Annotated in this window: 27 protein-coding genes; 6 read left to right on the top strand and 21 right to left on the bottom strand. The window is 69.5% G+C overall.

Features of this window, described 5'->3' with window-relative positions; translation table 11 throughout:
- Positions 1 to 179 precede the first annotated feature (179 nt).
- Positions 180 to 980, bottom strand: coding sequence for a tetratricopeptide repeat protein (locus tag J2847_RS18285; protein WP_233474605.1), 801 nt, complete (start codon positions 978 to 980; stop codon positions 180 to 182).
- 292 nt (positions 981 to 1,272) lie between these two features.
- On the opposite strand from J2847_RS18285, the gene J2847_RS18280 reads away from it, so the two are divergent.
- From J2847_RS18280 to J2847_RS18270, 3 genes are all read left to right on the top strand, one after another.
- Positions 1,273 to 1,704 carry an ATP-binding protein gene (locus J2847_RS18280; RefSeq protein WP_209780305.1) on the top strand — a complete coding sequence of 144 codons (432 nt, stop codon included), beginning with the start codon at positions 1,273 to 1,275 and terminating at the stop codon, positions 1,702 to 1,704.
- A complete protein-coding gene (locus J2847_RS18275) occupies positions 1,701 to 2,852 on the top strand; it encodes a hypothetical protein (RefSeq protein WP_209780304.1) in 1,152 nt (383 codons plus the stop codon). Before J2847_RS18280 ends, J2847_RS18275 begins: the two co-directional genes overlap by 4 nt.
- Before the next feature lie 236 nt (positions 2,853 to 3,088).
- On the top strand, positions 3,089 to 3,274 hold the full coding sequence (locus J2847_RS18270) for a hypothetical protein (RefSeq protein WP_143268337.1): 186 nt from the start codon (positions 3,089 to 3,091) through the stop codon (positions 3,272 to 3,274).
- Between the two features lie 102 nt (positions 3,275 to 3,376).
- On the opposite strand, the gene J2847_RS18265 is transcribed toward J2847_RS18270, so the two are convergent.
- From J2847_RS18265 to J2847_RS18235, 7 genes are all read right to left on the bottom strand, one after another.
- Complete coding sequence (locus tag J2847_RS18265; protein WP_209780303.1) at positions 3,377 to 3,826, bottom strand: MerR family transcriptional regulator; 450 nt, start codon at positions 3,824 to 3,826, stop codon at positions 3,377 to 3,379.
- An 86-nt stretch (positions 3,827 to 3,912) separates the two neighbouring features.
- Positions 3,913 to 4,260 (bottom strand): integration host factor subunit alpha, encoded by a 348-nt coding sequence (locus J2847_RS18260; RefSeq protein ID WP_085554880.1) that lies wholly within the window; start codon positions 4,258 to 4,260, stop codon positions 3,913 to 3,915.
- Between the two features lie 152 nt (positions 4,261 to 4,412).
- Positions 4,413 to 5,384 carry a beta-ketoacyl-ACP synthase III gene (locus tag J2847_RS18255; RefSeq protein WP_209780302.1) on the bottom strand — a complete coding sequence of 324 codons (972 nt, stop codon included), beginning with the start codon at positions 5,382 to 5,384 and terminating at the stop codon, positions 4,413 to 4,415.
- Positions 5,385 to 5,387: 3 nt separating this feature from the next.
- Complete coding sequence (gene plsX, locus J2847_RS18250) at positions 5,388 to 6,440, bottom strand: phosphate acyltransferase PlsX (RefSeq protein WP_209780301.1); 1,053 nt, start codon at positions 6,438 to 6,440, stop codon at positions 5,388 to 5,390.
- Between the two features lie 55 nt (positions 6,441 to 6,495).
- On the bottom strand, positions 6,496 to 6,684 hold the full coding sequence (gene rpmF / locus J2847_RS18245) for a 50S ribosomal protein L32 (RefSeq protein ID WP_085554883.1): 189 nt from the start codon (positions 6,682 to 6,684) through the stop codon (positions 6,496 to 6,498).
- A gap of 141 nt (positions 6,685 to 6,825) precedes the next feature.
- Positions 6,826 to 7,407, bottom strand: coding sequence for a YceD family protein (locus tag J2847_RS18240; RefSeq protein WP_209780300.1), 582 nt, complete (start codon positions 7,405 to 7,407; stop codon positions 6,826 to 6,828).
- Between the two features lie 279 nt (positions 7,408 to 7,686).
- Positions 7,687 to 8,280 carry a ubiquinol-cytochrome C chaperone family protein gene (locus J2847_RS18235; protein WP_325169439.1) on the bottom strand — a complete coding sequence of 198 codons (594 nt, stop codon included), beginning with the start codon at positions 8,278 to 8,280 and terminating at the stop codon, positions 7,687 to 7,689.
- A gap of 130 nt (positions 8,281 to 8,410) precedes the next feature.
- Here J2847_RS18235 and J2847_RS18230 point away from each other — a divergent pair, with 130 nt between their 5' ends.
- Positions 8,411 to 8,896, top strand: coding sequence for an outer membrane protein assembly factor BamE (locus J2847_RS18230; RefSeq protein WP_085554885.1), 486 nt, complete (start codon positions 8,411 to 8,413; stop codon positions 8,894 to 8,896).
- Positions 8,897 to 8,974: 78 nt separating this feature from the next.
- Here the strand turns inward: J2847_RS18230 and J2847_RS18225 are convergent, their stop codons facing one another.
- The 11 genes from J2847_RS18225 to rpiB all read right to left on the bottom strand — a co-directional run bounded on the left by J2847_RS18225 (position 8,975) and on the right by rpiB (position 19,392).
- On the bottom strand, positions 8,975 to 11,077 hold the full coding sequence (locus J2847_RS18225) for a sodium-translocating pyrophosphatase (RefSeq protein WP_209780299.1): 2,103 nt from the start codon (positions 11,075 to 11,077) through the stop codon (positions 8,975 to 8,977).
- A 216-nt stretch (positions 11,078 to 11,293) separates the two neighbouring features.
- Positions 11,294 to 11,752: a hypothetical protein gene (locus tag J2847_RS18220; protein WP_085554887.1), complete on the bottom strand. Its 459-nt coding sequence runs from the start codon at positions 11,750 to 11,752 to the stop codon at positions 11,294 to 11,296.
- Positions 11,753 to 11,797: 45 nt separating this feature from the next.
- Positions 11,798 to 12,799 (bottom strand): thiamine-phosphate kinase, encoded by a 1,002-nt coding sequence (gene thiL / locus J2847_RS18215; RefSeq protein WP_209780298.1) that lies wholly within the window; start codon positions 12,797 to 12,799, stop codon positions 11,798 to 11,800.
- 84 nt (positions 12,800 to 12,883) lie between these two features.
- On the bottom strand, positions 12,884 to 13,450 hold the full coding sequence (nusB, locus tag J2847_RS18210) for a transcription antitermination factor NusB (RefSeq protein ID WP_209780297.1): 567 nt from the start codon (positions 13,448 to 13,450) through the stop codon (positions 12,884 to 12,886).
- A 37-nt stretch (positions 13,451 to 13,487) separates the two neighbouring features.
- Positions 13,488 to 13,952 (bottom strand): 6,7-dimethyl-8-ribityllumazine synthase, encoded by a 465-nt coding sequence (locus J2847_RS18205; protein WP_085554890.1) that lies wholly within the window; start codon positions 13,950 to 13,952, stop codon positions 13,488 to 13,490.
- A 19-nt stretch (positions 13,953 to 13,971) separates the two neighbouring features.
- Positions 13,972 to 15,111 (bottom strand): 3,4-dihydroxy-2-butanone-4-phosphate synthase, encoded by a 1,140-nt coding sequence (gene ribB, locus J2847_RS18200; protein ID WP_085554891.1) that lies wholly within the window; start codon positions 15,109 to 15,111, stop codon positions 13,972 to 13,974.
- Positions 15,108 to 15,695 (bottom strand): riboflavin synthase, encoded by a 588-nt coding sequence (locus J2847_RS18195; RefSeq protein WP_209780296.1) that lies wholly within the window; start codon positions 15,693 to 15,695, stop codon positions 15,108 to 15,110. The genes ribB and J2847_RS18195 overlap by 4 nt, the downstream gene beginning before the upstream one ends.
- A 240-nt stretch (positions 15,696 to 15,935) precedes the next feature.
- Positions 15,936 to 17,045: a bifunctional diaminohydroxyphosphoribosylaminopyrimidine deaminase/5-amino-6-(5-phosphoribosylamino)uracil reductase RibD gene (gene ribD, locus J2847_RS18190; protein WP_233474604.1), complete on the bottom strand. Its 1,110-nt coding sequence runs from the start codon at positions 17,043 to 17,045 to the stop codon at positions 15,936 to 15,938.
- On the bottom strand, positions 17,045 to 17,509 hold the full coding sequence (gene nrdR / locus J2847_RS18185; protein WP_085554893.1) for a transcriptional regulator NrdR: 465 nt from the start codon (positions 17,507 to 17,509) through the stop codon (positions 17,045 to 17,047). Before nrdR ends, ribD begins: the two co-directional genes overlap by 1 nt.
- A gap of 34 nt (positions 17,510 to 17,543) precedes the next feature.
- On the bottom strand, positions 17,544 to 18,845 hold the full coding sequence (glyA, locus tag J2847_RS18180) for a serine hydroxymethyltransferase (RefSeq protein WP_085554894.1): 1,302 nt from the start codon (positions 18,843 to 18,845) through the stop codon (positions 17,544 to 17,546).
- A 109-nt stretch (positions 18,846 to 18,954) separates the two neighbouring features.
- A complete protein-coding gene (gene rpiB / locus J2847_RS18175; RefSeq protein ID WP_209780295.1) occupies positions 18,955 to 19,392 on the bottom strand; it encodes a ribose 5-phosphate isomerase B in 438 nt (145 codons plus the stop codon).
- A gap of 534 nt (positions 19,393 to 19,926) precedes the next feature.
- On the opposite strand from rpiB, the gene J2847_RS18170 reads away from it, so the two are divergent.
- Complete coding sequence (locus J2847_RS18170; protein WP_085554895.1) at positions 19,927 to 20,370, top strand: Ros/MucR family transcriptional regulator; 444 nt, start codon at positions 19,927 to 19,929, stop codon at positions 20,368 to 20,370.
- 198 nt (positions 20,371 to 20,568) lie between these two features.
- Here J2847_RS18170 and J2847_RS18165 read toward each other — a convergent pair whose 3' ends face one another.
- Both J2847_RS18165 and J2847_RS18160 read right to left on the bottom strand, forming a co-directional pair.
- On the bottom strand, positions 20,569 to 20,928 hold the full coding sequence (locus J2847_RS18165; protein ID WP_209780294.1) for a hypothetical protein: 360 nt from the start codon (positions 20,926 to 20,928) through the stop codon (positions 20,569 to 20,571).
- A gap of 304 nt (positions 20,929 to 21,232) precedes the next feature.
- Positions 21,233 to 21,445, bottom strand: a complete 213-nt coding sequence (locus J2847_RS18160) for a DUF6898 family protein (protein WP_085554897.1) — start codon at positions 21,443 to 21,445, stop codon at positions 21,233 to 21,235.
- Positions 21,446 to 21,671: 226 nt separating this feature from the next.
- On the opposite strand from J2847_RS18160, the gene J2847_RS18155 reads away from it, so the two are divergent.
- Complete coding sequence (locus tag J2847_RS18155) at positions 21,672 to 22,184, top strand: YciE/YciF ferroxidase family protein (RefSeq protein WP_209780293.1); 513 nt, start codon at positions 21,672 to 21,674, stop codon at positions 22,182 to 22,184.
- The last annotated feature ends 174 nt before the right edge of the window (positions 22,185 to 22,358 follow it).

Here is a 22,358-nt window from a genome sequence, read left to right as displayed (position 1 = left end):
CGGCATCGCGTCCGGAGGCGTCGCGCCGGGAGACAGCGCCGTTGGACGTTGGGTCGAATCAGCCACGGACCGCCAAAGGCTCCATCACCATACGGGGGTAGTCCCAATACGATGAACAGAAACCATCGAGATGTTGCAAGCTGAATCCGGCGCGCCCGGCCCCGTCCCCACCGATGGTTTCAGCCGGGCGGCACCCGGCCGGTGCCCACGGGCGGCGGGTCGAACACGAACGCGGCGGGCGCCTGCGACAGCGGCCAGCCCGAGTCCCAGCCGTCCCCGCCATCCCCCTCGCCATCCCCTTCGCTGCCGCCCTTGGCCCCGCCGTCGGACACCCCGTGCGGAGCGGAAGGCCGTCCCTCCACCGGCGGCGGCCCGGTCCGGCGCGGAGCCGCCAGCACCGCCTGCGCATCGCGGTCGCCACGCTCGGCCGCGGCCCGCAGCCACTCCTCCGCGGCGGCCGGATCGCGCTCGACGCCGACCCCCTCGCGCAGGCACAGGCCGAGCCGGAACTGGGCGGCGGGATGGTCGCGCATGGCGGCCTCGCCGAGCCAGCGCACCGCCTGCGCCTCGTCGCGCTCCACGCCGCGCCCGTCGAGCAGCAGCAGCGCCAGATTGACCTGCGCGGTGGCCGAGCCCTGGAGGGCCGCCAGCCGGTACCACAGCGCCGCCTTGGCGGCGTCGCGCTCGACGCCGGCCCCCTGCTCGTGCATGTAGCCCAGATTGTTCTGGGCGCCGACGTCGCCCTGCATGGCGGCGCGGCGGTACCAGCCGATGGCGGCGCGCGGGTTGGCACGCACCCCGATTCCGTTGGCGAGCAGGAAGGCCAGCATCGTCTGCGCCGCGACATGGCCGCCGCGCGCCGCCCGGCGGTACCAGGGCACCGCCGCCGCGACGTCGGCGACGCGGAGGGTCTCGGCAAGCGCGTGCTGCGCCTCGACGTCCCCCATCTCGGCCTTCATCCGTGTCCAGAGAGTCGGCATCGCTGCCCCCCTTTCCCGCTGCTCCGCCCCGCCGTTCACCGGCGTGAACACCTCGCCCCGTCCCGTCATTCCACCGCCGCCGCCAGCGGGAGGAGGAAGTCTGTCGCGCTTCCGCTTTCCGTTCAACCGCCCCGGCGTCACCCCCGGCCCCGGTCGAGGATTTGTCACTGTGCGCCGTTTCGGCGATGATGGCCATCGATGCAAGCCCCATCCGTCACATCCCTTCCGGATGAGCCGGCCTGGGACACGGGCTTGGGACACGGGCTTTGGACGCGACGGAGGATGTGAGCGAATGGGCGACCGGCTCGATCTGGTTCTGCGCAACGATCTGGGCGAGTTGGAGCGGCTCGCCGCCGCCGTCGACGATTTCGCCGAACGCAACGGCCTGTCCCCGGCCCTCGCCTTCGCGCTGAATCTCTGCCTCGACGAACTCGTCACCAACACGGTGTCCTATGGCTACGGCGCCGACGGCACCGACGGGCGGCGCAGCATCCGCCTGCGGGTGGAGTGCGACGAGGCCGAGGTGCGGGCCGAGCTGGAGGACGACGCCGCAGCCTTCGATCCCTTCCACGAGGCGCCCCCGCCCGACCTGGAGGGCGACATCGACGAGCGCCGAGTCGGCGGGCTCGGCGTGTTCCTGGTCCGGCAGAGCATGGACCGCGTCGCCTACCGCCGCGCGGGCGACCGCAACATCGTCACCCTGGCGAAAGCCCGGACGGCATGAGCGGGGCGGCGGCGTCCGCCACGGCCGGGGACGCCTCCCGGACCGCCGCCTTCGCCGCGCTGACGCGCGCCATCGACCGCGCCGCCACGGCGGGCGATGCCGCCGCCATCCGCGACCGCGCGGCCGCCCTGGGCCTGCCGCCCGGCCCGGAACCGCCCCTGCCGCTCGACGTGCTGGCCCGCTTCGCGCCCGCCGACCTGCGCGCCCATCTGTGGGCGCAGTTCGGCGCCGCGCTGGACGGCGCCGCCGCTCCGATCCTTTGCGACCATCTGCTGGCGGTGCTCGCCGACCCGGCGGCCGGGCCGCCCGACGCGGTGACCGCGGCGGACACCCTGGCCGCCCTCGCCCGGCGTCACGGCCCACGGCGCACCCCGCTGCACGAGCGGATCGACCGCACCGCCACCCGCCTGACCGATCAGGCGCGCCGCTCCACCGACCATCTGCGCGAACTGCTCGACGCCCCGGACTTTCCCGACCTGCGGGCCCTCTCGCTGGATCTGCTGCGGATCGAGGGCGCGCGCTGGGTGCTGGAGATCCTGGGCCACCGCCCCGCCCTGGCGGCGCTGTCCGACCATGGCCGCCGGTTGAGCCGGCTGACCTTGCGCCGGGCGGCGGCGTCCATCCGCGCCTTCATCGGCAAGCCCGACCTGCTGGCGCTCTACGACACCCTCGCCATCGTCTCGCAGACCGACAATCTGCTGACCGTCGCCGCACGCCTGCTCGACGCGCTGCGGGACGGCGAGGAGGAGCGCACCCATTTCGTGACGCCCGACGACGAATCGGCGCTGCGCGGCTTCGGCGCCGCGCTGACCGAACTGGCGGACCTGCTCGGCCGGATCGCCCTCAAGGCGGCGGGGCGCGCCGACGTTCCTCCCGCGCTGGCGGTGTCGGCGCTCGAACAGCTTCGCTTCCTGCACCGCTTCTCCAAGCGACTCGGCCCCGGCCGGCCGTCGGAATACATCGCCCTGGAGCGGATCCTGCACCGCCACGCCCTGGCCGTCGCGGCGCGCTTCAAGGCCGGGGCGGACGCCGGCGCCGGCGCCGCGACGCCGGGAACGCCGCACCCCCTGGAACCGCAGGCCCGCGCCCTCTCGTCCTTGCTGGCCGCCCTGGAGCCGGATGGCGCGGCGGGGCCCGCGTCATGCTGAGACGGGCCGCTTCCGAAGGAATGCGGCCGTTTATCCGAAAAATTCGATGCGCTTTCACAACTATGACGGCGGCTCAAGCCAGGGCACGCGCGAATGCAACAATCCGTCACATGACAAAGGGTGCGACTTTCTGCATTCTTGTCTTATGACCGGTGCTTGACGATGGGCCGAACGCGATGATGCACAGCCTGTCGCCACACAGAATGGGAACCGCGCAAGCTGTGGAGTCGACGAGGATGACCGGGTCGCAGTGCCAAGCGGCACGTCTGCGCCTTGGCTGGTCGACACGGATGCTGGCGAGCAAGGCCGGTGTTCCGTGGTACGCCGTGATCAATTTCGATTACGGAACGGGCGAGGTCGACCCCGATGTGGTCGCCGCCCTCACCCGCACCTTCCGGCAGGCCGGGATCGAGCTGCGCTGAGCAGCGCCTCGAAGTCTCCGGAGACCTCCGCGTCCCCCGTCCCCCCGTTTGGCTTGGGTCCGGCCCCCCTCCGCGACGTCACGCAGCAATTTGCAAGGCGGATTATCCGCCCTTTCTGCCAAACTGTCCAGACAGGCGCGACAACACGCCACGCAGGGACTTCAACTCGTCCAGCACCATCGTCAGTTCGTGGCGCAGGTCGCCGGGCAGACCGGCCGGTTCGGACAGATCGGCCTGCTCCTCCAGCGCCGGCCCGGCCGGCGGCGTGTCCTCGTCCTCGGCATCCTCGGGAAGCGGCGGAGTCGGGTCGGCCGTGCGCCCCTCCTTCAGCAGGCGCTGGACACCCTTGATGGTGTAGCGCTCCTCGTAGAGCAGGGCCTGGATGCGGCGCAGAAGCTCGACATCCTCGGGCCGGTAATAGCGCCGGCCGCCGCCGCGCTTGAGCGGCCTGATCTGGGGAAACTTGGATTCCCAGAAGCGCAGGACATGCTGCGGCACGTTCAGGTCGGTGGACACCTCGCTGATCGTGCGGAACGCCGTGGCCGACTTCATGGCACAGGCATCATGACCGCCGTGTCACGGCAGGTCGGCATCGGACACGGCAGCATCGCAGACGGCACGGCGACCGGGAACCGGCTTCAGGATGCCGCGCGGGCGTGGGCGGCGGCGGCCTCGGCGGCGTCGGCCGCATCCTGGATCTCGTTGATGCGGTTCTTCAGCACATGGCTGGCGCGGAAGACCAGGACCCGGCGCGGCAGGATCGGCACCTCCTCCCCGGTCTTGGGGTTGCGGCCGATGCGCTCGCCCTTCTGGCGAACCTGGAAGCTGCCGAAGGAGGAGATCTTCACCATCTCCCCGCGCGCCAGCGCGTCGGAGATCTCATCCAGCACGGTTTCCACAAGATCGGCCGACTCGTTGCGCGACAGCCCAACCTCCTGATAGACGGCTTCGCTGAGCTGGGCGCGCGTGACGGTGTTCTGGGTCATGTTCGTCTTCCCCCCCGCAACCATTGGGAAGACGGTAATCCGGCCGAAGAAGGTCCGTCAATTCAAAAGCTTGGCGGCGGCTTAGCGGCCGCCGACGCTGCACTGCGGCAATGCGCCGGCGTATGTTCGCGCCGCGGGAAAGCCCAGGCGGCTCACCAGCGGATCAGGGCGGAGCCCCAGGTCAGGCCGCCGCCGATCGCCTCCATCAGGATCAGGTCGCCGCGCTTGACCCGGCCGTCGGCCACCGCCTCGCCCAGCGCCAGCGGGATCGAGGCGGCCGAGGTGTTGCCGTGGCGGTCCACGGTCAGCACGACCTTCTCCGGAGGCAGCTTCATCTTGCGGGCCAGCCCGTCGATGATGCGGCGGTTCGCCTGGTGCGGCACCATCCAGTCGATGTCGGACGGCTCCAGCCCGTTGGCGGCCAGCGCCTCCTCGACCACGGAGGACAGCTTGCTGACGGCGTGGCGGAAGATCTCCTGGCCGTGCATGCGGACATGGCCGATGGTGCCGGTCGACGACGCGCCGCCGTCGACGTAGAGCAGGTCGTACTGGGTGCCGTCGGAATGCAGGTGGGTGGACAGCACGCCGCGGTCGTCCGAGTCGCCCTTGGCATCGTAGCCCTCCAGCACCACGGCGCCGGCGCCGTCGCCGAACAGCACGCAGGTGGTGCGGTCGTTCCAGTCGAGCAGGCGGGAGAAGGTCTCGGCCCCGATCACCAGGGCGCGGCGGGCCTGGCCGGCGCGGATGAAGTTGTCGGCGACCGACAGGGCGTAGACGAAGCCGGCGCAGACCGCCTGGATGTCCATGGCGAAGCCGGTGGTGCCCAGGGCCGCCTGCACCTTGGTGGCCGTGGCCGGGAAGGTGTTGTCCGGCGTGGTGGTCGCCAGCACGATGCAGTCGACGCTGGAGGCCGGGACGCCGGCATGCTCCAACGCGCGGGTCGCCGCGGCGATGGCGAGGTCGGAGGTCTTCTCCCCCTCCGCCGCGATGTGGCGCGACAGGATGCCGGTGCGCTGGACGATCCACTCGTCGGTGGTGTCCACCCGCTGTTCCAGGTCACGGTTGGTGACGACGTTGGCCGGCAGGTAGGTGCCGCAGCCCAGAACTCGGGAACGCTTGACCATGATTCAGCCCGCCGCCGCCTTCGTGTCGGGAAGAGGGTTCGCATCGGCGATGCGGCTCATCTCTTCCTTGATGCGCTCGTTGAAACCGTGCGCCGCCAGATTGATCGCGACGGCGATGGCGTTGGCGAAGCCGACGGCGTCGGTGCCGCCGTGGCTCTTCACGCAAATGCCGCGCAAGCCCAGGAACATCGCGCCGTTGTAGCGGCGCGGGTCGATGCGCTGCTTGAAGCGCTTGAAGGCGCCGCGCGCCAGCAGGTAGCCGATCCGCGCCAGCAGCGACGACTCGAAGGTGCGGCGCAGGAACTCGGCGAACAGCTTGGCGGTGCCCTCAGCGGTCTTCAGCGCGACGTTGCCGGTGAAGCCGTCGGTGACGATGACGTCCACCGTGCCGAGCCCGATGTCGTCGCCCTCGACGAAACCGTGGAAGCGGCCGGGCAGCGGCATCTCGCGCAGGCTGGCCGCGGCGGCGCGCACCACCTCGTTGCCCTTCACGTCCTCCGAGCCGATGTTCAGCACGCCGATGGTCGGTTCCGGCAGCCCGAGGACGGCGCGGGCGAAGACCGCCCCCATCACCGCGAACTGGACGAGATTCTCCGGCTGGCATTCGGCGTTGGCGCCGAGATCCAGCATGATGCTCTCGCCGCGCTGGGTCGGGAAGAACGACGCGATCGCCGGCCGGTCGATGCCGGGCAGCGTCTTCAGCACGAACTTCGCCATCGCCATCAGGGCGCCGGTGTTGCCGGCCGAGACGACGCAGGCGGCCTCGCTGGCCGCCACCGCGTCGATGGCCAGCCGCATGCTGGACCGGCGTCCGGCCCGCAAGGCGACCGCCGGCTTGGCGTCGCCGGCCACCGCGTCGGGCGTGTGACGGATCTCCGCCACGGCCTTCAGCGCCGGCCGCTCGTTCAACAGCGGCTCGATGCGCTGGGAGTCGCCGTACAGCAGGAAACGCACGTCGGGATGACGTTCCCGCGCGATGTCCGCCCCGGCGACCACCATGTCGGGACCGAGGTCCCCACCCATGGCGTCGAGGGCGATGGTCAGGCGCTGGCTCACCGCGAACAGGCTCCCCGGCTAGGACGGCGCGCGTCCCCGAACAACGAGAGGCGAATCAAGCGGTGGCGGTGCCGCTCTGGATCACTTCGCGCTTGTCGTACTGGCCGCAAGACCCGCAGATGTTGTGCGGACGCTTCAGCTCGCCGCAGCTCGGGCACTCGTTGTAGGCCGCGGTGGGCAGAGCGTGGTGCGAACGACGCATGTTGCGCCGCGACTTGGAGGTCTTCTTCTTCGGAACAGCCATGACCGTGAACTCTCTTCATTGTAAAAGGCGGCCCGAACAGGGGCCGCCCAACGCGAGCGGCATTCAATAAGGCAATTGCCCCCGGAGGGCAAGCCCGAACAGCCCTGTCGGCCATGATCGCGCCCCGCCCCGCCAAAAGGGTCACGAGCGGTTCTTCAACTGCCCGAGGACCGCGAAAGGGTTGGGCTTCTGCGGCTCCTCCGGCTCGGCGGCGGCCTCGTCGTCCATCCCCTCGTCATAGCCCGCGAAGTCGGCGCCGCCGGCGCGCGGGTAGGGATCGAGCCCGAGCGACAGGTGCTGGGCCGTCAGCTCGCCGATGTCGATGCGGTTGTTGACCATCGGTTCCGGCGCGTCCTCGTCGGATTCGTAGGGGTCGATGTCGATCTCGGCGCCCGGATCCTCGATCAGCGACTCCGGGGCGAACAGCGCCTCGAAGCGTTCGTCGACATGGGCCGGCACCGGGTCGAGCGAGACGACGCAGGTCTGCACGACGTCGGCCTCCAGCCGGCCCGACACGCGGATCATCTGGCCGCCGCGCACCGCGCGCAGGCGGATGGTGGCGGTCAGCCGGTCGATCGACTCCAGCTCGAGCCGCTCGGCGAGCCGGCGGCGCTCCGATTCGGTCGCCTCGATGGTCTCGGTCAGGTCGGCGCGGCGCACCGCGTCGGCGCTGACGAAGCGCGAGAATTCCGGCGCGGGAAGGGAGCCGGGATGGTCGGTCATAACGAGTCGTCCTCAAGAAACATCGCGTGTCGCACAGGGAATCACATGCAGCCGGGCGGGGCAAAAGGCAAGGGGCTCCTCGGCCCCCTCGCAACGCCCAGCGGCATCGGCGAGATGCGCGTCAATCCGGAGAACAGGACAAGCCAAGAAATATCAGACACAGATGAACACAGATGGACACAGATGAACTTATGATTGTCGGCATGCCGATGGCCGGGCGCGCCGCGGCTGACTGGACATCAATATTCATCTGTGTCCATCTGTGTTCAAAATCAGATTTTATCCCTGCCGAACCTCCGGAAGAGCCGCGAACGCGACCTCTCCCCGCAGCAAAGCCTCCAGCGGCTGGGCGTCGAGCACCGTGGCGCTGGCGCGGGCGTAGGCGGTCAGCGCCGCCAGGGCCGCCGGATCGACGCCCTCCACCACCGTGCCGTAGACGTTGTTGTCGAGCGCCACCTCCAGCCGGCGGTCGTCGGGCTCGGCCAGCGCCTCGTCGTAGGCGCGGATGCGGCCGGCCAGCGCGCGGGCCATCGTCTTGACCCGCCGGCCGATGCCGCTGTCGCCGACGCCCATCTCCAGCAGCGACTTCTCGAAATTGTCGATCATCGTCTCGTAGAGCCGCCGCGACAGGGCGCCGGCCTCGGCCCCCCGCCCCTTCAGCCGGCGCATCACCAGGAAGCAATGCAGCGCCACCAGATCGAAACGGCCGTCGAGCGTGTCGGGCACGCCGAGATCGCGGTAGAACACCGGCTCCCGCGCGCGGGTCACGACGGCGGTGTACAGGTCGCCGACCGGACCGGAGCCCAGGCGCCCGCCGGACAGCCGGGCGAACAGGCCCCCGGAAAACAGACGGCCAAGAAGATTGTCTGACACGGAAAGGTCACTCTCGCGAAATTCGGAGTCTCGTTGACAGGAAGAAGGCCCCAATGCGATTGTCCCGCACTGTGGAAGGGGGACCGCGCCTTTTGCGCCCCTTCGCTGGCTCCATCATAGCCCGAGCACCATGACGAGATCGATTCCTTCCGCGCTTCGCACCGTCGCCTTGCTGGGCGCCGTCCTGTCCACCGGGCTCGTCGCGGCGGGCTGCTCGCCGGTCGTCGCCACGCGCGGCAACCTGACCGATCCCGAGCTGGTGGCCGAGCTTCAGCCCGGCCAGAGCCGGCGCGACGACGTCGCCGCCGTCCTCGGCACGCCGACCTCGGTCGGCACCTTCGATCCGAACGTCTGGTACTACATCGGGCAGAAGACGGAGAAGACCGCCTTCTTCCAGCCGGAGGTCGTCGACCGCCGCGTCGTCATCGTCCGCTTCGACGAGGCCGGCACGGTGCGCGAGATCAGGAAGCTCGACCAGAGCAACGGCCAGGACATCGAGATGGTCGACCGCAGCACGCCGACCGCCGGCCGCGAGATGGGCTTCCTCGAACAGATGATGGGCAACGTCGGCCGCTTCTCGGCCAAGGACGCCAAGGGCAAGGGCCCCGGCTCCTGACCGCCTCCACCGGCTCCACCGGCTCCGAATGACGAAGGGCGGGAACCTGACGGTCCCGCCCTTTTCCGTGCCGGCTTCCTACGAGAATTGCGCCAGGATCGCCAGCAGCAGGATCGCCACGATGTTGGTGATCTTGATCATCGGGTTGACCGCCGGGCCGGCGGTGTCCTTGTAGGGGTCGCCGACCGTGTCGCCGGTCACCGCCGCCTTGTGGGCGTCGGACCCCTTGCCGCCGTGGTTGCCCTCCTCGATGTATTTCTTGGCGTTGTCCCAGGCGCCGCCGCCCGACGTCATCGAGATGGCGACGAAGATGCCGGTCACGATGGTGCCGAGCAGCATGGCGCCGAGCGCCGCGAAGCCGGCCGCCTGTCCGCCGATGGCGGCGATGACCAGATAGAGCACCACCGGGGCCAGCACCGGCAACAGCGACGGGATCACCATCTCGCGGATCGCCGCCTTGGTCAGCATGTCGACCGCGCGGCCGTAGTCGGGCTTGGCGGTGCCCTCCATGATGCCGGGGATCTCGCGGAACTGACGCCGCACCTCGACCACCACCGAGCCGGCGGCGCGGCCCACAGCGGTCATGCCCATCGAGCCGAACAGATAGGGCAGCAGCCCGCCGATCAGCAGCCCGACGACGACGTAGGGGTCGTTCAGCCGGAACTCGACCACGACGTTCGGAAAGTAATGCCCGAGATCCTGGACGTAGGCCGCGAACAGCACCAGCGCCGCCAGACCGGCCGAGCCGATGGCATAGCCCTTGGTCACCGCCTTGGTGGTGTTGCCGACGGCGTCGAGCGCGTCGGTGGTGACGCGGATGTCCTTCGGCATCTCCGACATCTCGGCGATGCCGCCGGCGTTGTCGGTCACCGGCCCGTAGGCGTCGAGCGCCACCACCATGCCGGCCAGCGCCAGCATCGTCGTCGCGGCGATGCCGATGCCGAAGATGCCGGCCTGCCCGTAGGCGATCAGGATGCCGGCGCAGATCACCAGCACCGGCAGGGCGGTCGCCTCCATCGACACCGCCAGCCCCTGGATGACGTTGGTGCCATGCCCGGTCTCCGACGATTTGGCGATGCTGCGCACCGGACGGAAGACGGTCGAGGTGTAGAATTCCGTGATCCACACCAGCAGACCGGTGACGCCCAACCCGACCAGCGAGGAGACGAACAGGTTCAGCCCGGTGATCGACAGGCCGTTGGTCATCACCAGCGCGCGGTTGAAGCCGAACATGATGGCGGTGACGATCAGGATCAGCACCAGCGAGATGCCGGCCGTCGCCGCCAGCCCCTTGTAGAGAGCCGCCATGATGTTGTTGCTGGCGCCCAGCTTGACCGCGAAGGTCCCGGCGACCGAGGCGACGATGCACACCGCGCCGATCACCAGCGGGTAGACCAGCAGCAGCCGGACGACGTCGCCGGAAAAGAAAATCGCCGCCAGCAGCATGGTGGCGACGATGGTGACGGCGTAGGTCTCGAACAGGTCGGCGGCCATTCCGGCGCAGTCGCCGACGTTGTCGCCGACATTGTCGGCGATGACCGCCGGGTTGCGGGGATCGTCCTCCGGGATGCCGGCCTCGACCTTGCCGACCAGATCGGCGCCGACGTCGGCCCCCTTGGTGAAGATGCCGCCGCCGAGCCGCGCGAAGATCGAGATCAGCGAGGCGCCGAAGCTCAGCGCCACCAGCGCCTCCAGCACCGTGCGGACCTGCACCGGGTCGGTGACGCGGTAGATGGTGGTCAGGATCCCGTAATAGACGCCGACTCCGAGCAGCCCGAGCCCGACCACCAGCATGCCGGTGATGGCGCCGGCCTTGAAGGCGATGTCGAGCGCCGGGGCCAGCCCCTGGGTCGCCGCCTGCGCGGTGCGGACGTTGGCCCGCACCGACACGTTCATGCCGATGTAGCCGGCCGCTCCCGACAGCAGGGCGCCGATCAGGAAACCGACCGCCACCGGCAGCCCCAGCGTCAGCCCGAGGATCAGCAGCAGCACGACGCCGGCCACGGCGATGGTGGTGTACTGGCGGTTCAGGTAGGCGCGCGCGCCCTCCTGGACCGCGGCGGCGATGGCCTGCATCCGCTCCGACCCCGGCGACGCGGCCATGACCTCCTTTCCGGCGCGATATCCGTACGCCAGCGCAAGAAGCCCGCTGGCAATGATGACGATGAACGCTAAAGCCATCGCATCCCCCGATTTTTATGGGTCCGCCCGCGAAAGCCGACTCCCGAAAGTAAGGGGAGAAGTCGGGCGCAAGTATTCTCCACAAAAGCATGCCGAAGGATCAGCGGCTTGGCAACCGCCACCATGTCGTCGCGGGCGCGGCGAAATGGCCAAGCATTTCGCCTTGGTCATAGCTGACTTTCGGCCAGCCCCCTTTTGATGCGGCGCAAAAGGGCGTCAAAGATTGCGCTGCGTCACCGCCTGGATCAGGACATTCTGCACCACGCCGGGGCCAAGAACCTTGGTGCCGGCCTCGGCGAGTTTTTCTTTTATGGCAGGGAGGTTGACCAAGCCGCCATTCATCATCGACTTGTCGGCGACCCCGCCATAGAGCGCCGTCAGGAAGGCGTCGGTCATGCGGGTCTGGTTGGCCTGGACCATCGGCTGCTTCTCCAGCAGCACCTCCACCGTCACGACGACGGTGACGAACTGCTCGACCCGGGAGGCGCCCAGCATCGGGACGACCAGCGGCGGCAGGCGCACGAAGCCGGTCGGCGGCTTGGGCGGCGGCTCGACCTTCTTCGGCTCGGCCCCCTCCTGGGGGACGAGGTACTTGTTGTAGACGAACCAGCCGCCGAAGCCGGCGCCGCCCAGCAGCACGATGCCCAGCACCAGCACGATCAGGGCCTTGACCATGGGCGGCGTCCTTGTGCGAGGAGAGGCGGCGGTTGCCGCACCCGGTCAGAAATGATCCCAGCCCGGCCGGCGGATGGGCAGCGGGGCGCCCTGCCCGTCCAGCACGGCGACGGTTCCGGCGGCGCCCTCGGTCAACCGGCCGATGCCGGTGATCGGCACGCCGGTGTCGCGCGCCAGCGCGGCCAGCGCCGCGCGCGCCGAATCGGGGGCGGAGAACAGCAGCTCGTAATCGTCGCCGCCGGTGAGCGCCAGCACCAGCCGCTCGGGGTCGCCGTCGATGGCGCCGCGCGCGGCGTCGGACAGCGGCACCAGGGCCGACTCCAGCACGGCGGCGCAGCCGGACTCCTCGCAGAGATGGCCGAGGTCGGCGACCAGCCCATCCGAGACGTCGAGCGCGCCGCTCGCCAGACCGATCAGGCGCGGGCCGATGGTGGTGCGCGGGTCGGGCCGGCGCAGGCGGCGCAGCAGATGGCCGCGCGTGGCCTCGTCGGGGATGTCGAGCCTGCCGAGGGCGACCTGGAGGCCGAGCGCCGCGTCGCCGATGCTCCCGGTGACGTAGAGCCCGTCGCCGGGCCGGCCGCCCCAGCGCGGCAGCGCGCGGCCGGCCGGCACCAGGCCGAAGGCGGTGACCGACAGGGTGACCGGGCCGCTGGTGAACACCGAATCGCCGCCGGCCAGCTTGATGCCGAAGCGCTCCTGGTCCTCGCCGAGGCTGGCGGCGAAGGCGGTCAGCCACGCCTCGTCGATGCCGCGCGGCAGGGCGGTGACCAGCGAATAGGCCAGCGGCTCGGCGCCCATGGCGGCGAGGTCGGACAGGTTGGTGCGCAGCAGCTTGGCGGCGATGTCGCCGGGATGGTCGTCGGGGAAGAAATGCACGCCGGCGACCAGGGCGTCGGTGGTGACGACCAGCTCGCGCCCCTGCGGCACCGCGAAGACGGCGGCGTCGTCGCGCAGCCCCCGCGCGCCGGGAAAGCCGGCGGCGAGCGGCTTGAAGAAACGGGTGATGCGGCCGAACTCGCCGAGCGGCGGGGTGTCCGGGGTGGTCATGGCACTCCCCCTCCGTTATGCCCCCTCTCCCCGGGGGGAGAGGGAGAGACATGCGGAAGAAGGGACAGCCCGGCCGGCACGCGGTTATCCCTGGGAGGGGGTGCGGGACGGATCGGGCCTGGCCAGATCCTCGGCGCGCAGCGCGCGGGCGACATGGTCGAGCACGCCGTTCACCATCGCCGGCTCGCGGCCGGCGAAGAAGGCGTGGGCGACGTCGACATACTCGCTGATCAGGATGCGCGGGTGGGTGTCGAGATGGACCGCGATCTCGTAGGCGCCGGCGCGCAGGATGGCGCGCAGCAGCAGCTCCAGCCGGTCGAGCGGGAAACGCGGGTCGAGCGCCGCCGTCAGCACGCTGTCGACCTCGGCCCGGCGGTGGATGGCGCCGCGCACGATGTCGGCGAAGAGCTGCGGGTCGCCGGCCACGAACTTGGCGCCGTCGATCTCCTCGCCCAGGCGATGGGCGACGAACTCGCCGACCACGGTTTCGACGGGGGTGCCGGTCAGGTCGATCTGGTACAGCGCCTGGACGGCGCCCAGACGGCCGGCCTTGCGCCGGGCCTTGGCGGACCCGCCGCCGGTCTTGCGGCCCCCGGATTTGCCGTTGGCGCGCTTGGGTTTCGCGGGGGGGGCCGCGTCGTCGTTGCTCATGGTCGTTTTGCAGTCGCTAAAAGAGGAAATGCCGGGATCAGCGCGGATAGAGGCGGAATTTGCGCTTCAGGTCAATCATGTCAAGGCAGGCCCGCGCCGCGACCCCGCCCATGTTCTTCGATCCGACGGTGGCGCGGACCCAGGCCTGCTCGCGATTCTCGACGGTCAGGATGCCGTTGCCGACCGCCAGGGCGTAGCGCAGCGCCAGTTCCTGGAGGCCGCGCGCGCTTTCCGCGCAGATGGTGTCGTAGCGCGTCGTCTCGCCGCGGATCACGCAGCCGAGCGCGACATAGCCGTCGAAGCGCTTGCGCGCCGTGAAGAAATCCATCGAGCGGATGGCGTAGAGGATCGCCGCCGGGATCTCCAGACAGCCGGGCACGCCGTAGCGGATGTGCGTGGCGCCGGCGCGGTCCAGTTCCGCGACGGCGCCGCGCGCCAGCTCCTCGGCGATGTCCTCGTGGACGCGGGCGTCCACGACCATGATGTGGGGCGTGTCGGTCATCCGGCGGCGCGCGCGTCCATCAGTCGGCGCCCTTTTCGGCGCAGGCCGGGTGGATGGCGCGGTGGCCGACCACCGTCAGGCCGTAGCCCTCCAGCCCGATGATCGACTTCTTGCGGTTGGACAGCAGAACCATCGAGCGCACGCCGAGATCCAGCAGGATCTGCGCGCCGACGCCATAGTCGCGCAGTTCGGGCGCGCTGCCCGCCTGCCCTTCCAGCCGGGCCTTCAGCACCGACGACAGACCGTTCGGCTGCGGCTCGCGCAGCAGCACGATGACGCCGCGGTTCTCCTTGGCGATCAGCTCCATCGACGCCTGCAACTCGTCGGCGCGGCCGGAGTTGCGGTCGCCCAGCACGTCGTCGAGCACCGACAGGGCGTGCATGCGGACCAGCACCGGCTCGTCGCCGGAGATGTCGCCGCGCACCAGGGCGATGTGCTCCGCGTAATGGATCTTGTTGGTGTAGACGTAGGTCTGGAAACGGCCGCCAAAACGGCTGTCCAGCGTGCCGGCCAGACGCTGCTCGACGATCGTCTCGGTGCGGCGGCGGTAGGCGATCAGGTCGGCGATGGTGCCGACCTTCAGCCCGTGGAACTGGGCGAACTGCACGAGGTCCGGCAGGCGGGCCATGGTGCCGTCGTCGTTCATGATCTCGCAGATCACGGCGGCCGGGGAATGGCCGGACAGCCGGGCGATGTCGACCGACGCCTCGGTGTGGCCGGCGCGGACCAGCACGCCGCCGTCGCGCGCCAGCAGCGGGAAGATGTGGCCCGGCGTGGCGATGTCGTGCGGCCCGGATTTCGGGTCGATGGCGACCTCGATGGTGCGGGCGCGGTCGGCGGCCGAGATGCCGGTCGTCACGCCCTCGCGCGCCTCGATCGAGACGGTGAAGGCGGTCTGGTGGCGGGACGCGTTCTGCTGGGCCATCAGCGGCAGGCGCAGCCGCTCGATGTTCGGCTGGTCCATGGTCAGGCAGATCAGGCCGCGCCCGTGCTTGGCCATGAAGTTGACCGCTTCCGGCGTGGCGCAGGAGGCGGGGATGACGAGGTCGCCCTCGTTCTCGCGGTCCTCGTCGTCGACCAGGATGAACATCCGGCCCTGCCGCGCCTCCTCGAGGATCTCCTCGGCCGACGACAGATACTTGTGGAATTCGGACGTCATTCCTGCCCCGCGAGCCGCGCGACGTAGCGCGCGAGCATGTCGATTTCCAGATTGACCGCGTCGCCCTCGCGCAGGCCACCGAAGGTGGTCGCGGTCTGGGTGTGCGGGATGATGTTCACGCCGAAACGCGAACCGGCGACCTCGTTGACGGTCAGCGACACGCCGTCGATGGCGACCGACCCCTTGGAGGCGATGTATTTGGCGAGGGTCTCCGGCGCCTCGAAGGTCAGGCGGATCGATTCACCCTCCGGCCGCAGGGCGACCAGCCGGCCGACGCCGTCGACATGGCCGGACACGATGTGCCCGCCCAGTTCGTCGCCGACCTTCAGCGCGCGCTCCAGGTTGACGCGGGTGCCGGCTTCCCAGCCGCCGAGCGTCGTCTTGGACAGCGTCTCGCCCGACGCCTGGATGACGTACCACCCCGGCCCCTTCTCGATGACCGTCAGGCAAACGCCGTTGTGGGCGATGGACGCCCCGATCGCGATCGTCTCCGTGTCGAAGGCGGTCTCGATGGTGAACCGGGTGTCGCCCTGCCGCTCCACGGCCCGGACGCGCCCGACATCGGTGATGATTCCGGTGAACATGGCGGCGAATTTAGCAGGTTTCGCGCCGAGGGGAAGCGCGGACGACGACGCGGGCGCCGCAACGGACTGTTGCGCGGCGCGCGGCGGTCGGGAAAACCGGCAGGATCAACAGCCAAGGTCGTGTGGAAGGCCAGGGGAGACACGGATGAACACGGATGACCGCCATCCCATTCATCCGTGGGCGGGCAAAGCCCGCATCCGTGTTCCACAGCCCTCCGCGAGACGAAACGGCGTGAGCGCTCAAAGGCGCCGGTAGCTCTCCGCCAGATCGCTCCCGGCGACACGGACGGCGGTGCGCTCGAAACGCGCCATGCCGTCGAGCCGGTCGACGCCGAAGCCGGTGACGGCCGACAGCCCGTCGCCGCCGATCAGCGAGGCGGCGCGGAACCATTCCAGCCGGTCGACCAGCCCGGCCCCCATCAGGGCGCCGGCCAGGGTGGCGCCGCCCTCGACCAGCAGGCGGGTGACGCCGCGCCCGGCGAGCGCCGCCAGCGCGGCGGCCGGATCCGGACGGCCGGTGGGATCGGCGGGCACCGGCAGGATTTCGACACCCTGGGCGGTGAGTGCGGCAGCCTTGGCCGGGTCGTGATCGTCGCGCGTCACCACCCAGGTCGGAAGGATCCGCGCCGTCGCCGCCAGCCTCGAGTCCGGGGACAGGCGCAGGCTGCCGTCGAGCACGATCCGGACCGGGCTGCGCTCCTCCAGCCCCGGCAGGCGGCAGGTCAGTTCGGGGTCGTCGGCCAAGGCGGTGCCGATCCCGACCATGATCGCGTCGTTGGTCGCCCGCAGCCGGTGTCCCCAGGCGCGCGCGGTCGGGCCGGTGATCCACTGCGAATGGCCGGTGCGCGTCGCGATGCGGCCGTCGAGCGTCGTCGCCAGCTTCAGCGTGACCAGCGGGCGGGCGTGCTGGATGCGGTTGAAGAAGCCCTCGTTGAGGGCGAGCGCCTCGGCCTCGCACACACCGAAGGTCACGGCGACGCCGGCATCCCTCAGACGCGCCAGCCCGCCGCCGGCGACGCGCGGGTCGGGGTCCTGGCAGGCGACGACGACGCGGGCGACCTCGGCGCCGATCAACGCAAGGCTGCAAGGCGGCGTCTTGCCGTAATGGTTGCAGGGTTCCAGCGTGACGTAGGCGGTGGCGCCCTTCGCCAGGGCGCCGGCGCGGGCGAGCGCCTCGGTCTCCGCGTGGGGACGCCCTCCGGGCTGGGTCCAGCCACGGCCGACCACGGCGCCGTCGCGCACCAGCACGCAGCCGACCGACGGGTTGGGCCATGTCCGCCCGAGCCCGCGCGCGGCGAGCGACAGGGCGGCCCGCATGTGGCGGAGGTCGGTGTCGGTATCGGCGGCCATCAGCCCGGCTGGGCTTCCGGCGCCAGCTGCTCGACGAACTCGTTGAAGTCCGACGCCTCGCGGAAGTCCTTGTAGACCGAGGCGTAGCGGATGTAGGCGACCTGATCCAGCGTCTGCAACGCCTCCATGATCCGCTCGCCGATCTGCTTGGAGGGGATCTCGCTCTCGCCGGAGGATTCGAGCTGGCGGACCAAGCTGTTCACCACCCGGTCGATGCGGTCGGCGTCGATCGGGCGCTTGCGCAGCGCGATCTTCATCGACCGCAGCAGCTTGTCACGGTCGAAGGGCTCGCGCTGCCCGGTGCTCTTCACCACCGTCAGCTCGCGCAGCTGCACGCGCTCGAAGGTGGTGAAGCGCGCGCTGCAACTGGGACAGAAGCGCCGCCGCCGGATGGCCGAGTTGTCCTCCGTCGGTCGCGAGTCCTTGACCTGGGTGTCCTCGTTTCCACAGAACGGGCAGCGCATTCCTTGTCCCCTCCCCTTCTTCTTTAAGGGCGCGTCAGAGCGTCGGGTAGATCGGGAACTGGCGGCACAGGCCGCGCACGCGCTCGCGCATCGCCGCCTCCACCGCCGAATTGTCGCCCGAGTTGCTGGCGGCCAGACCGTCCAGCGTCTCGACGATCATCTCGCCCACCTGCTTGAACTCGGCGGTGCCGAAGCCGCGCGTGGTCGCCGCCGGGCTGCCGAGGCGGACGCCCGAGGTGATCATCGGCTTCTGCGGGTCGAACGGCACGCCGTTCTTGTTGCAGGTCATGCCGGCATGCTCCAGGCTGGCTTCCGCCGCCTTGCCGGTCAGGTTCTTCGGACGCAGGTCGACCAGCACGATGTGGCTGTCGGTGCCGCCCGACACGATGTCGAGGCCGCCGTCGATCAGCGTCTTCGACAGCACGCGGGCGTTGTCCAGGACGGCTTGCGCGTAGGTCTTGAACTCCGGACGCAGCGCCTCGGCGAAGGCGACCGCCTTGGCGGCGATGACGTGCATGAGCGGGCCGCCCTGGAGGCCGGGGAAGACCGCCGAGTTGATCTTCTTGGCGATGTCCTCGCGGTTGGTCATCACCATGCCGCCGCGCGGACCGCGCAGCGTCTTGTGGGTGGTGGTGGTGGCGACGTCGGCGTAGGGGAACGGGTTCGGGTAGACGCCGCCGGCGATCAGGCCGGCGTAGTGGGCGATGTCGACCATGAAGTAGGCGCCGACCTCGTCCGCGATGGCGCGGAAGCGCTCATAGTCGAGGACTCGCGGGTAGGCGGAGCCGCCGGCGATGATCAGCTTCGGCTTGTGCTCGCGGGCCAGCGCCTCGACCTGGTCGAAGTCGATCAGGTGGTCGTCCTTGCGCACGCCGTACTGCACGGACTTGAACCACTTGCCGGACATGTTGGGAGCGGCGCCGTGGGTGAGGTGGCCGCCGGCGGCCAGCGACATGCCGAGCACGCAGTCGCCCGGCTGCAACAGCGCCAGCAGCACCGCCTGGTTGGCCTGGGAGCCGGAGTTCGGCTGGACGTTGGCGAACTCGCAGCCGAACAGCTTGCAGGCGCGCTCGATGGCGAGATTCTCAGCCACGTCGACGAACTCGCAGCCGCCGTAGTAGCGCTTGCCGGGATAGCCTTCCGCGTACTTGTTGGTGAGGACCGAGCCCTGGGCCTCCAGCACCGCCTGGGAGACGATGTTCTCGGAGGCGATCAGCTCGATCTGCTCCTGCTGGCGGACCAGCTCGTCGCGCACCGCGCGGGCCAGTTCGGGATCGGTCTCGGCGAGCGAGGCGGCGAAGAAGCGGCCGATCTCGGCGGCGTTGGTGCTGGTCATGGCGGAAGGCTCCTCAAATCGTCGAATGCTTGCTCGTCCGGCCGGACACGGCGACGGTCCCCGGCCGGCTGGCCTTGATCAGGCCCAATTCCTCAAAGGCCGCTGGCCTTCAGCCCATCTTGGCGATGCGGCGGCTGTGCCGCTCCCCGCCCTCGAACGCCGTGTTCAGGAAGGTGGTCACGCAATCCTTGGCGATCTCCGGCCCGACGATGCGGGCGCCCAGCGCGATGACGTTGGCGTCGTTGTGCTCGCGGCTGAGGCGCGCGGTGGTCACGTCGTGGACCAGCGCCGCGCGGACGCCCGGATGGCGGTTGGCCGCGATGCTGATGCCGATGCCGCTGCCGCAGACCAGCACGCCGCGCTCGGCCCGGCCGTCGGTGACGGCGGCGGCGACCGCGGCGGCGAAGTCCGGATAGTCCACCGAGGCCGGACCGTCGGTGCCGAAATCGAGGACGGTGTAGCCGGCGTCCGCCAGCGACGCGGCGATCTGAGCCTTCAGCTCGTAACCGGCATGGTCGGAGGCGAGCGCTACGGTGCGGGCGGTCATGGCGACGGAAAACTCCAGTGCGGCGGAAAGCGGCCGCACCCTACCAGATATCGACGCCAGCCGCCACCACCACACCATGACGGGGACGCATGGCGTCCAGCGACGGAGCGGGGCGCAGCCGCCGGGCCAGCGTCGAGGCCCGTCCCCGCGCGGGGCGCGGGAATCGCAGCCTCACGTCGAGGCGCCCGCCGGAAACCCGCCAAATGCTTGAAAGTTCGCGAGCGCATTTCGCCTCAGCGTTGTCGCGCCCACCAAGCAAGGGAGTTAGCCGATTCGTTATAGGCACCCGGCCCGGCGCAATTGCCGCAACCAAGTCCGCCGTCGATTTAAAGCTGGACCTTACTAGACGATCCTTAAAGCCGGGTGTCGGCAGCAGCCTGGAAACGATTTTCAGCGTTGCCTGATTTAAGCCGGCGTCATCAGTTCTGACGGCCAAAAGCAACTAATTTGCTTCTTGCCGAAATTATATTGACACCCAAATCACGGTATGCAACTTGGTTGCTACGGACAAATGAAAAGCCAGGACACTGTGCAATGAGCGACCAGCTTCGCGCCGATGTACCCGACAACGCGCTGCTGCGGATGACGGCCGACATCGTATCGGCGTATGTCAGCAAGAATGTTTTGCCCGCTCAGCAAATCCCCGAGGTGATCAATACGGTCTACTCGTCGCTGACCGGACTTAACGGCCAGCCCCGCGAAACCCCGGCGGAGCCGCTGAAGCCGGCGGTGCCGATCCGCAAGTCGGTCACTCCCGAATACATCGTCTGCCTGGAAGACGGAAAGAAGTTGAAGATGCTCAAGCGGCACCTTCGCTCGACCTACAACATGTCGCCGGACGAATACCGGGCGCGCTGGGGCCTTCCGCCCGACTACCCGATGGTCGCGCCGAACTACGCGGCGCAACGTTCTGAATTCGCCAAGCGAATCGGGCTGGGGCGCAGCTCCGGCCGGCAGACCCGCCGCAAGGTCGGTTGATCGCACAGTGTCCGTGGCGTAGAGCGGGCCGTCCCGAAGGGAGCCGGCCCGCGCGCGTTTCTTCGACGGACGACATTTCCTTTTGATTGCACGGCACGCCCCATGGTTGAAACCATCGGCTGCCGCCCGGCCCCTTCCGGTCCGGGCCCTCGCGTCAACCGGCCGCGCGCCGCGACCGGACCAGGCAGGCGCTGACGATCAGCAGCCCTTGCGCCCAGACAGTCGGCAGTTGAAACGCTCGACGTTGCGCGTCAGATCCTGCCCGGTCGCGATGTTCTCGTCGTTCAGGCATTTCAAATACGCCATCGTCTTGTCGACGTACTCCTTCACCTCGAACTGGCAGCCGGACATCTTGTCGGCGCTGACGAAGGTCGTCCCGTCGTCCATGCACAGCGGCACGCCCGGCTTGAAGCAGCCGGAGGCCGGGTTCGCCGGAACGCTCATCGGCGGCTGGCCGCCCGCTTGGGGCGAGGCCGGAGCGGCGGCCAGGACCGGCGTTCCCGCCAGGATGCCCAGGGCGGCGATGGCCGCGCGCAGGCCGGACGTCATACGAAACATGCTGCAATCCCCGATTGGGCGGCGGTTGCGATCCGCCGCGCTCTCCCGCCGGCGTCCCGGCCCGTCGTTCGTTCGTCGAGCGCGTTTCTACAAGCGTTACACCCCCTGCACCAGTGCCAACGGGCATGCATAGGTCTACAGTCCGGGTCGAGCGGTTCGCTCTACGACCGGCAGCCAGGCGTGCCGCAAGGCCGCCGGTCGGGCATGCCAGCGCTCACCATCAGCAGAAGCCAGACTTCCGAGCGCGCCGCCGGCACTCCCCGACGGCGCGTCTTCTTGCCCGCCCCACCCGCCGGGCACCGCGTCAGCGGCCAGGCTTGGCGCCGGGCTTGGGCGCGTCGCGGGTCTGGACGTAGCGCAGCTTGTTCATCGCCGTGCGCTTGAGCAGCTCGACGCTGCCGCTGGCCGGGCCGGCCACCGACACCTCGACCCCTGTCTGCGCGTCGATGGCCGTCACCTTCATGTAACTCCCGACGCGGTGGAACTCGAACAACACCTCGCCGCCAGGACCGGTCATGCGGCACCCCTCCCGATGATTGAACCCCAAGGACCGCGCATGGGACGCTGCGCGAAACGCCACCCATTCCAGAGGGTCATCACCCTATGGCCAGGGCACGCGCCGTGGAACACCGGCGGCGCCCCCCTGTTCTGATGGGCACCGTTCCACTCTGCCCGGAACGCCATCGACATCCAACCGTCAAAACCACCCCAAACCCATCGTGTGGAAGAAGGAAGCATCCATCATGGCTGCCAAGACGATGCAGGATCTGCTGGTCGAGGACATCCGCGACATCTACCACGCGGAAAAGCAGATCACGAAGGCCCTGCCCAAGCTGGCGAAGGCCGCCCATTCCCCCCAGCTCCGCCAGGCCTTCGAACGTCATCTGGAGGAGACCAACGGCCAGATCGAGCGGCTGGAGCAGGTCTTCGACGAGCTGGACGTGGTCAAGCGCGGCAAGCGCTGCGACGCGATGGAAGGGCTGATCAGCGAAGCCCACGAAATACTGGAGATGGGCCTCGCCCCCGAAGTCCAGGACGCCGCGCTCATCGCCGCCGCGCAGAAGGTGGAGCATTACGAGATCGCCAGCTACGGCACCGTGCACGCCTACGCCACGGCCTGCGGCCTGACCAAGGTCGCCCAGCTTCTGGAGGAGACCCTGAAGGAAGAGAAGGAGACCGACCTGAAGCTGAACCAGCTCGCCATCGGCGACGTGAACAAGAAGGCCATCGCGGCCGGAGGCCGCAAAGCGGCATAGTGGCCGGAGGCCGCAAAGCGGCATAGCGGCATAGCGGCGGCCGGAGGCCGTAAGACGGCTTAAAACAGCGGCCCGAGGCCGCAAGGCGCCGCAAGGGGCCGGCAAGGAAAGGCCGATGACGAACCCGGCGCCGTGACCGTTTCGGCACCCGGGTTTCCCCTGAGGGGGACAGTG

This window comes from Azospirillum agricola (assembly GCF_017876095.1).
Lineage (GTDB): Bacteria > Pseudomonadota > Alphaproteobacteria > Azospirillales > Azospirillaceae > Azospirillum > Azospirillum agricola.
This window is presented reverse-complemented; position numbering and strand designations above follow the sequence as displayed.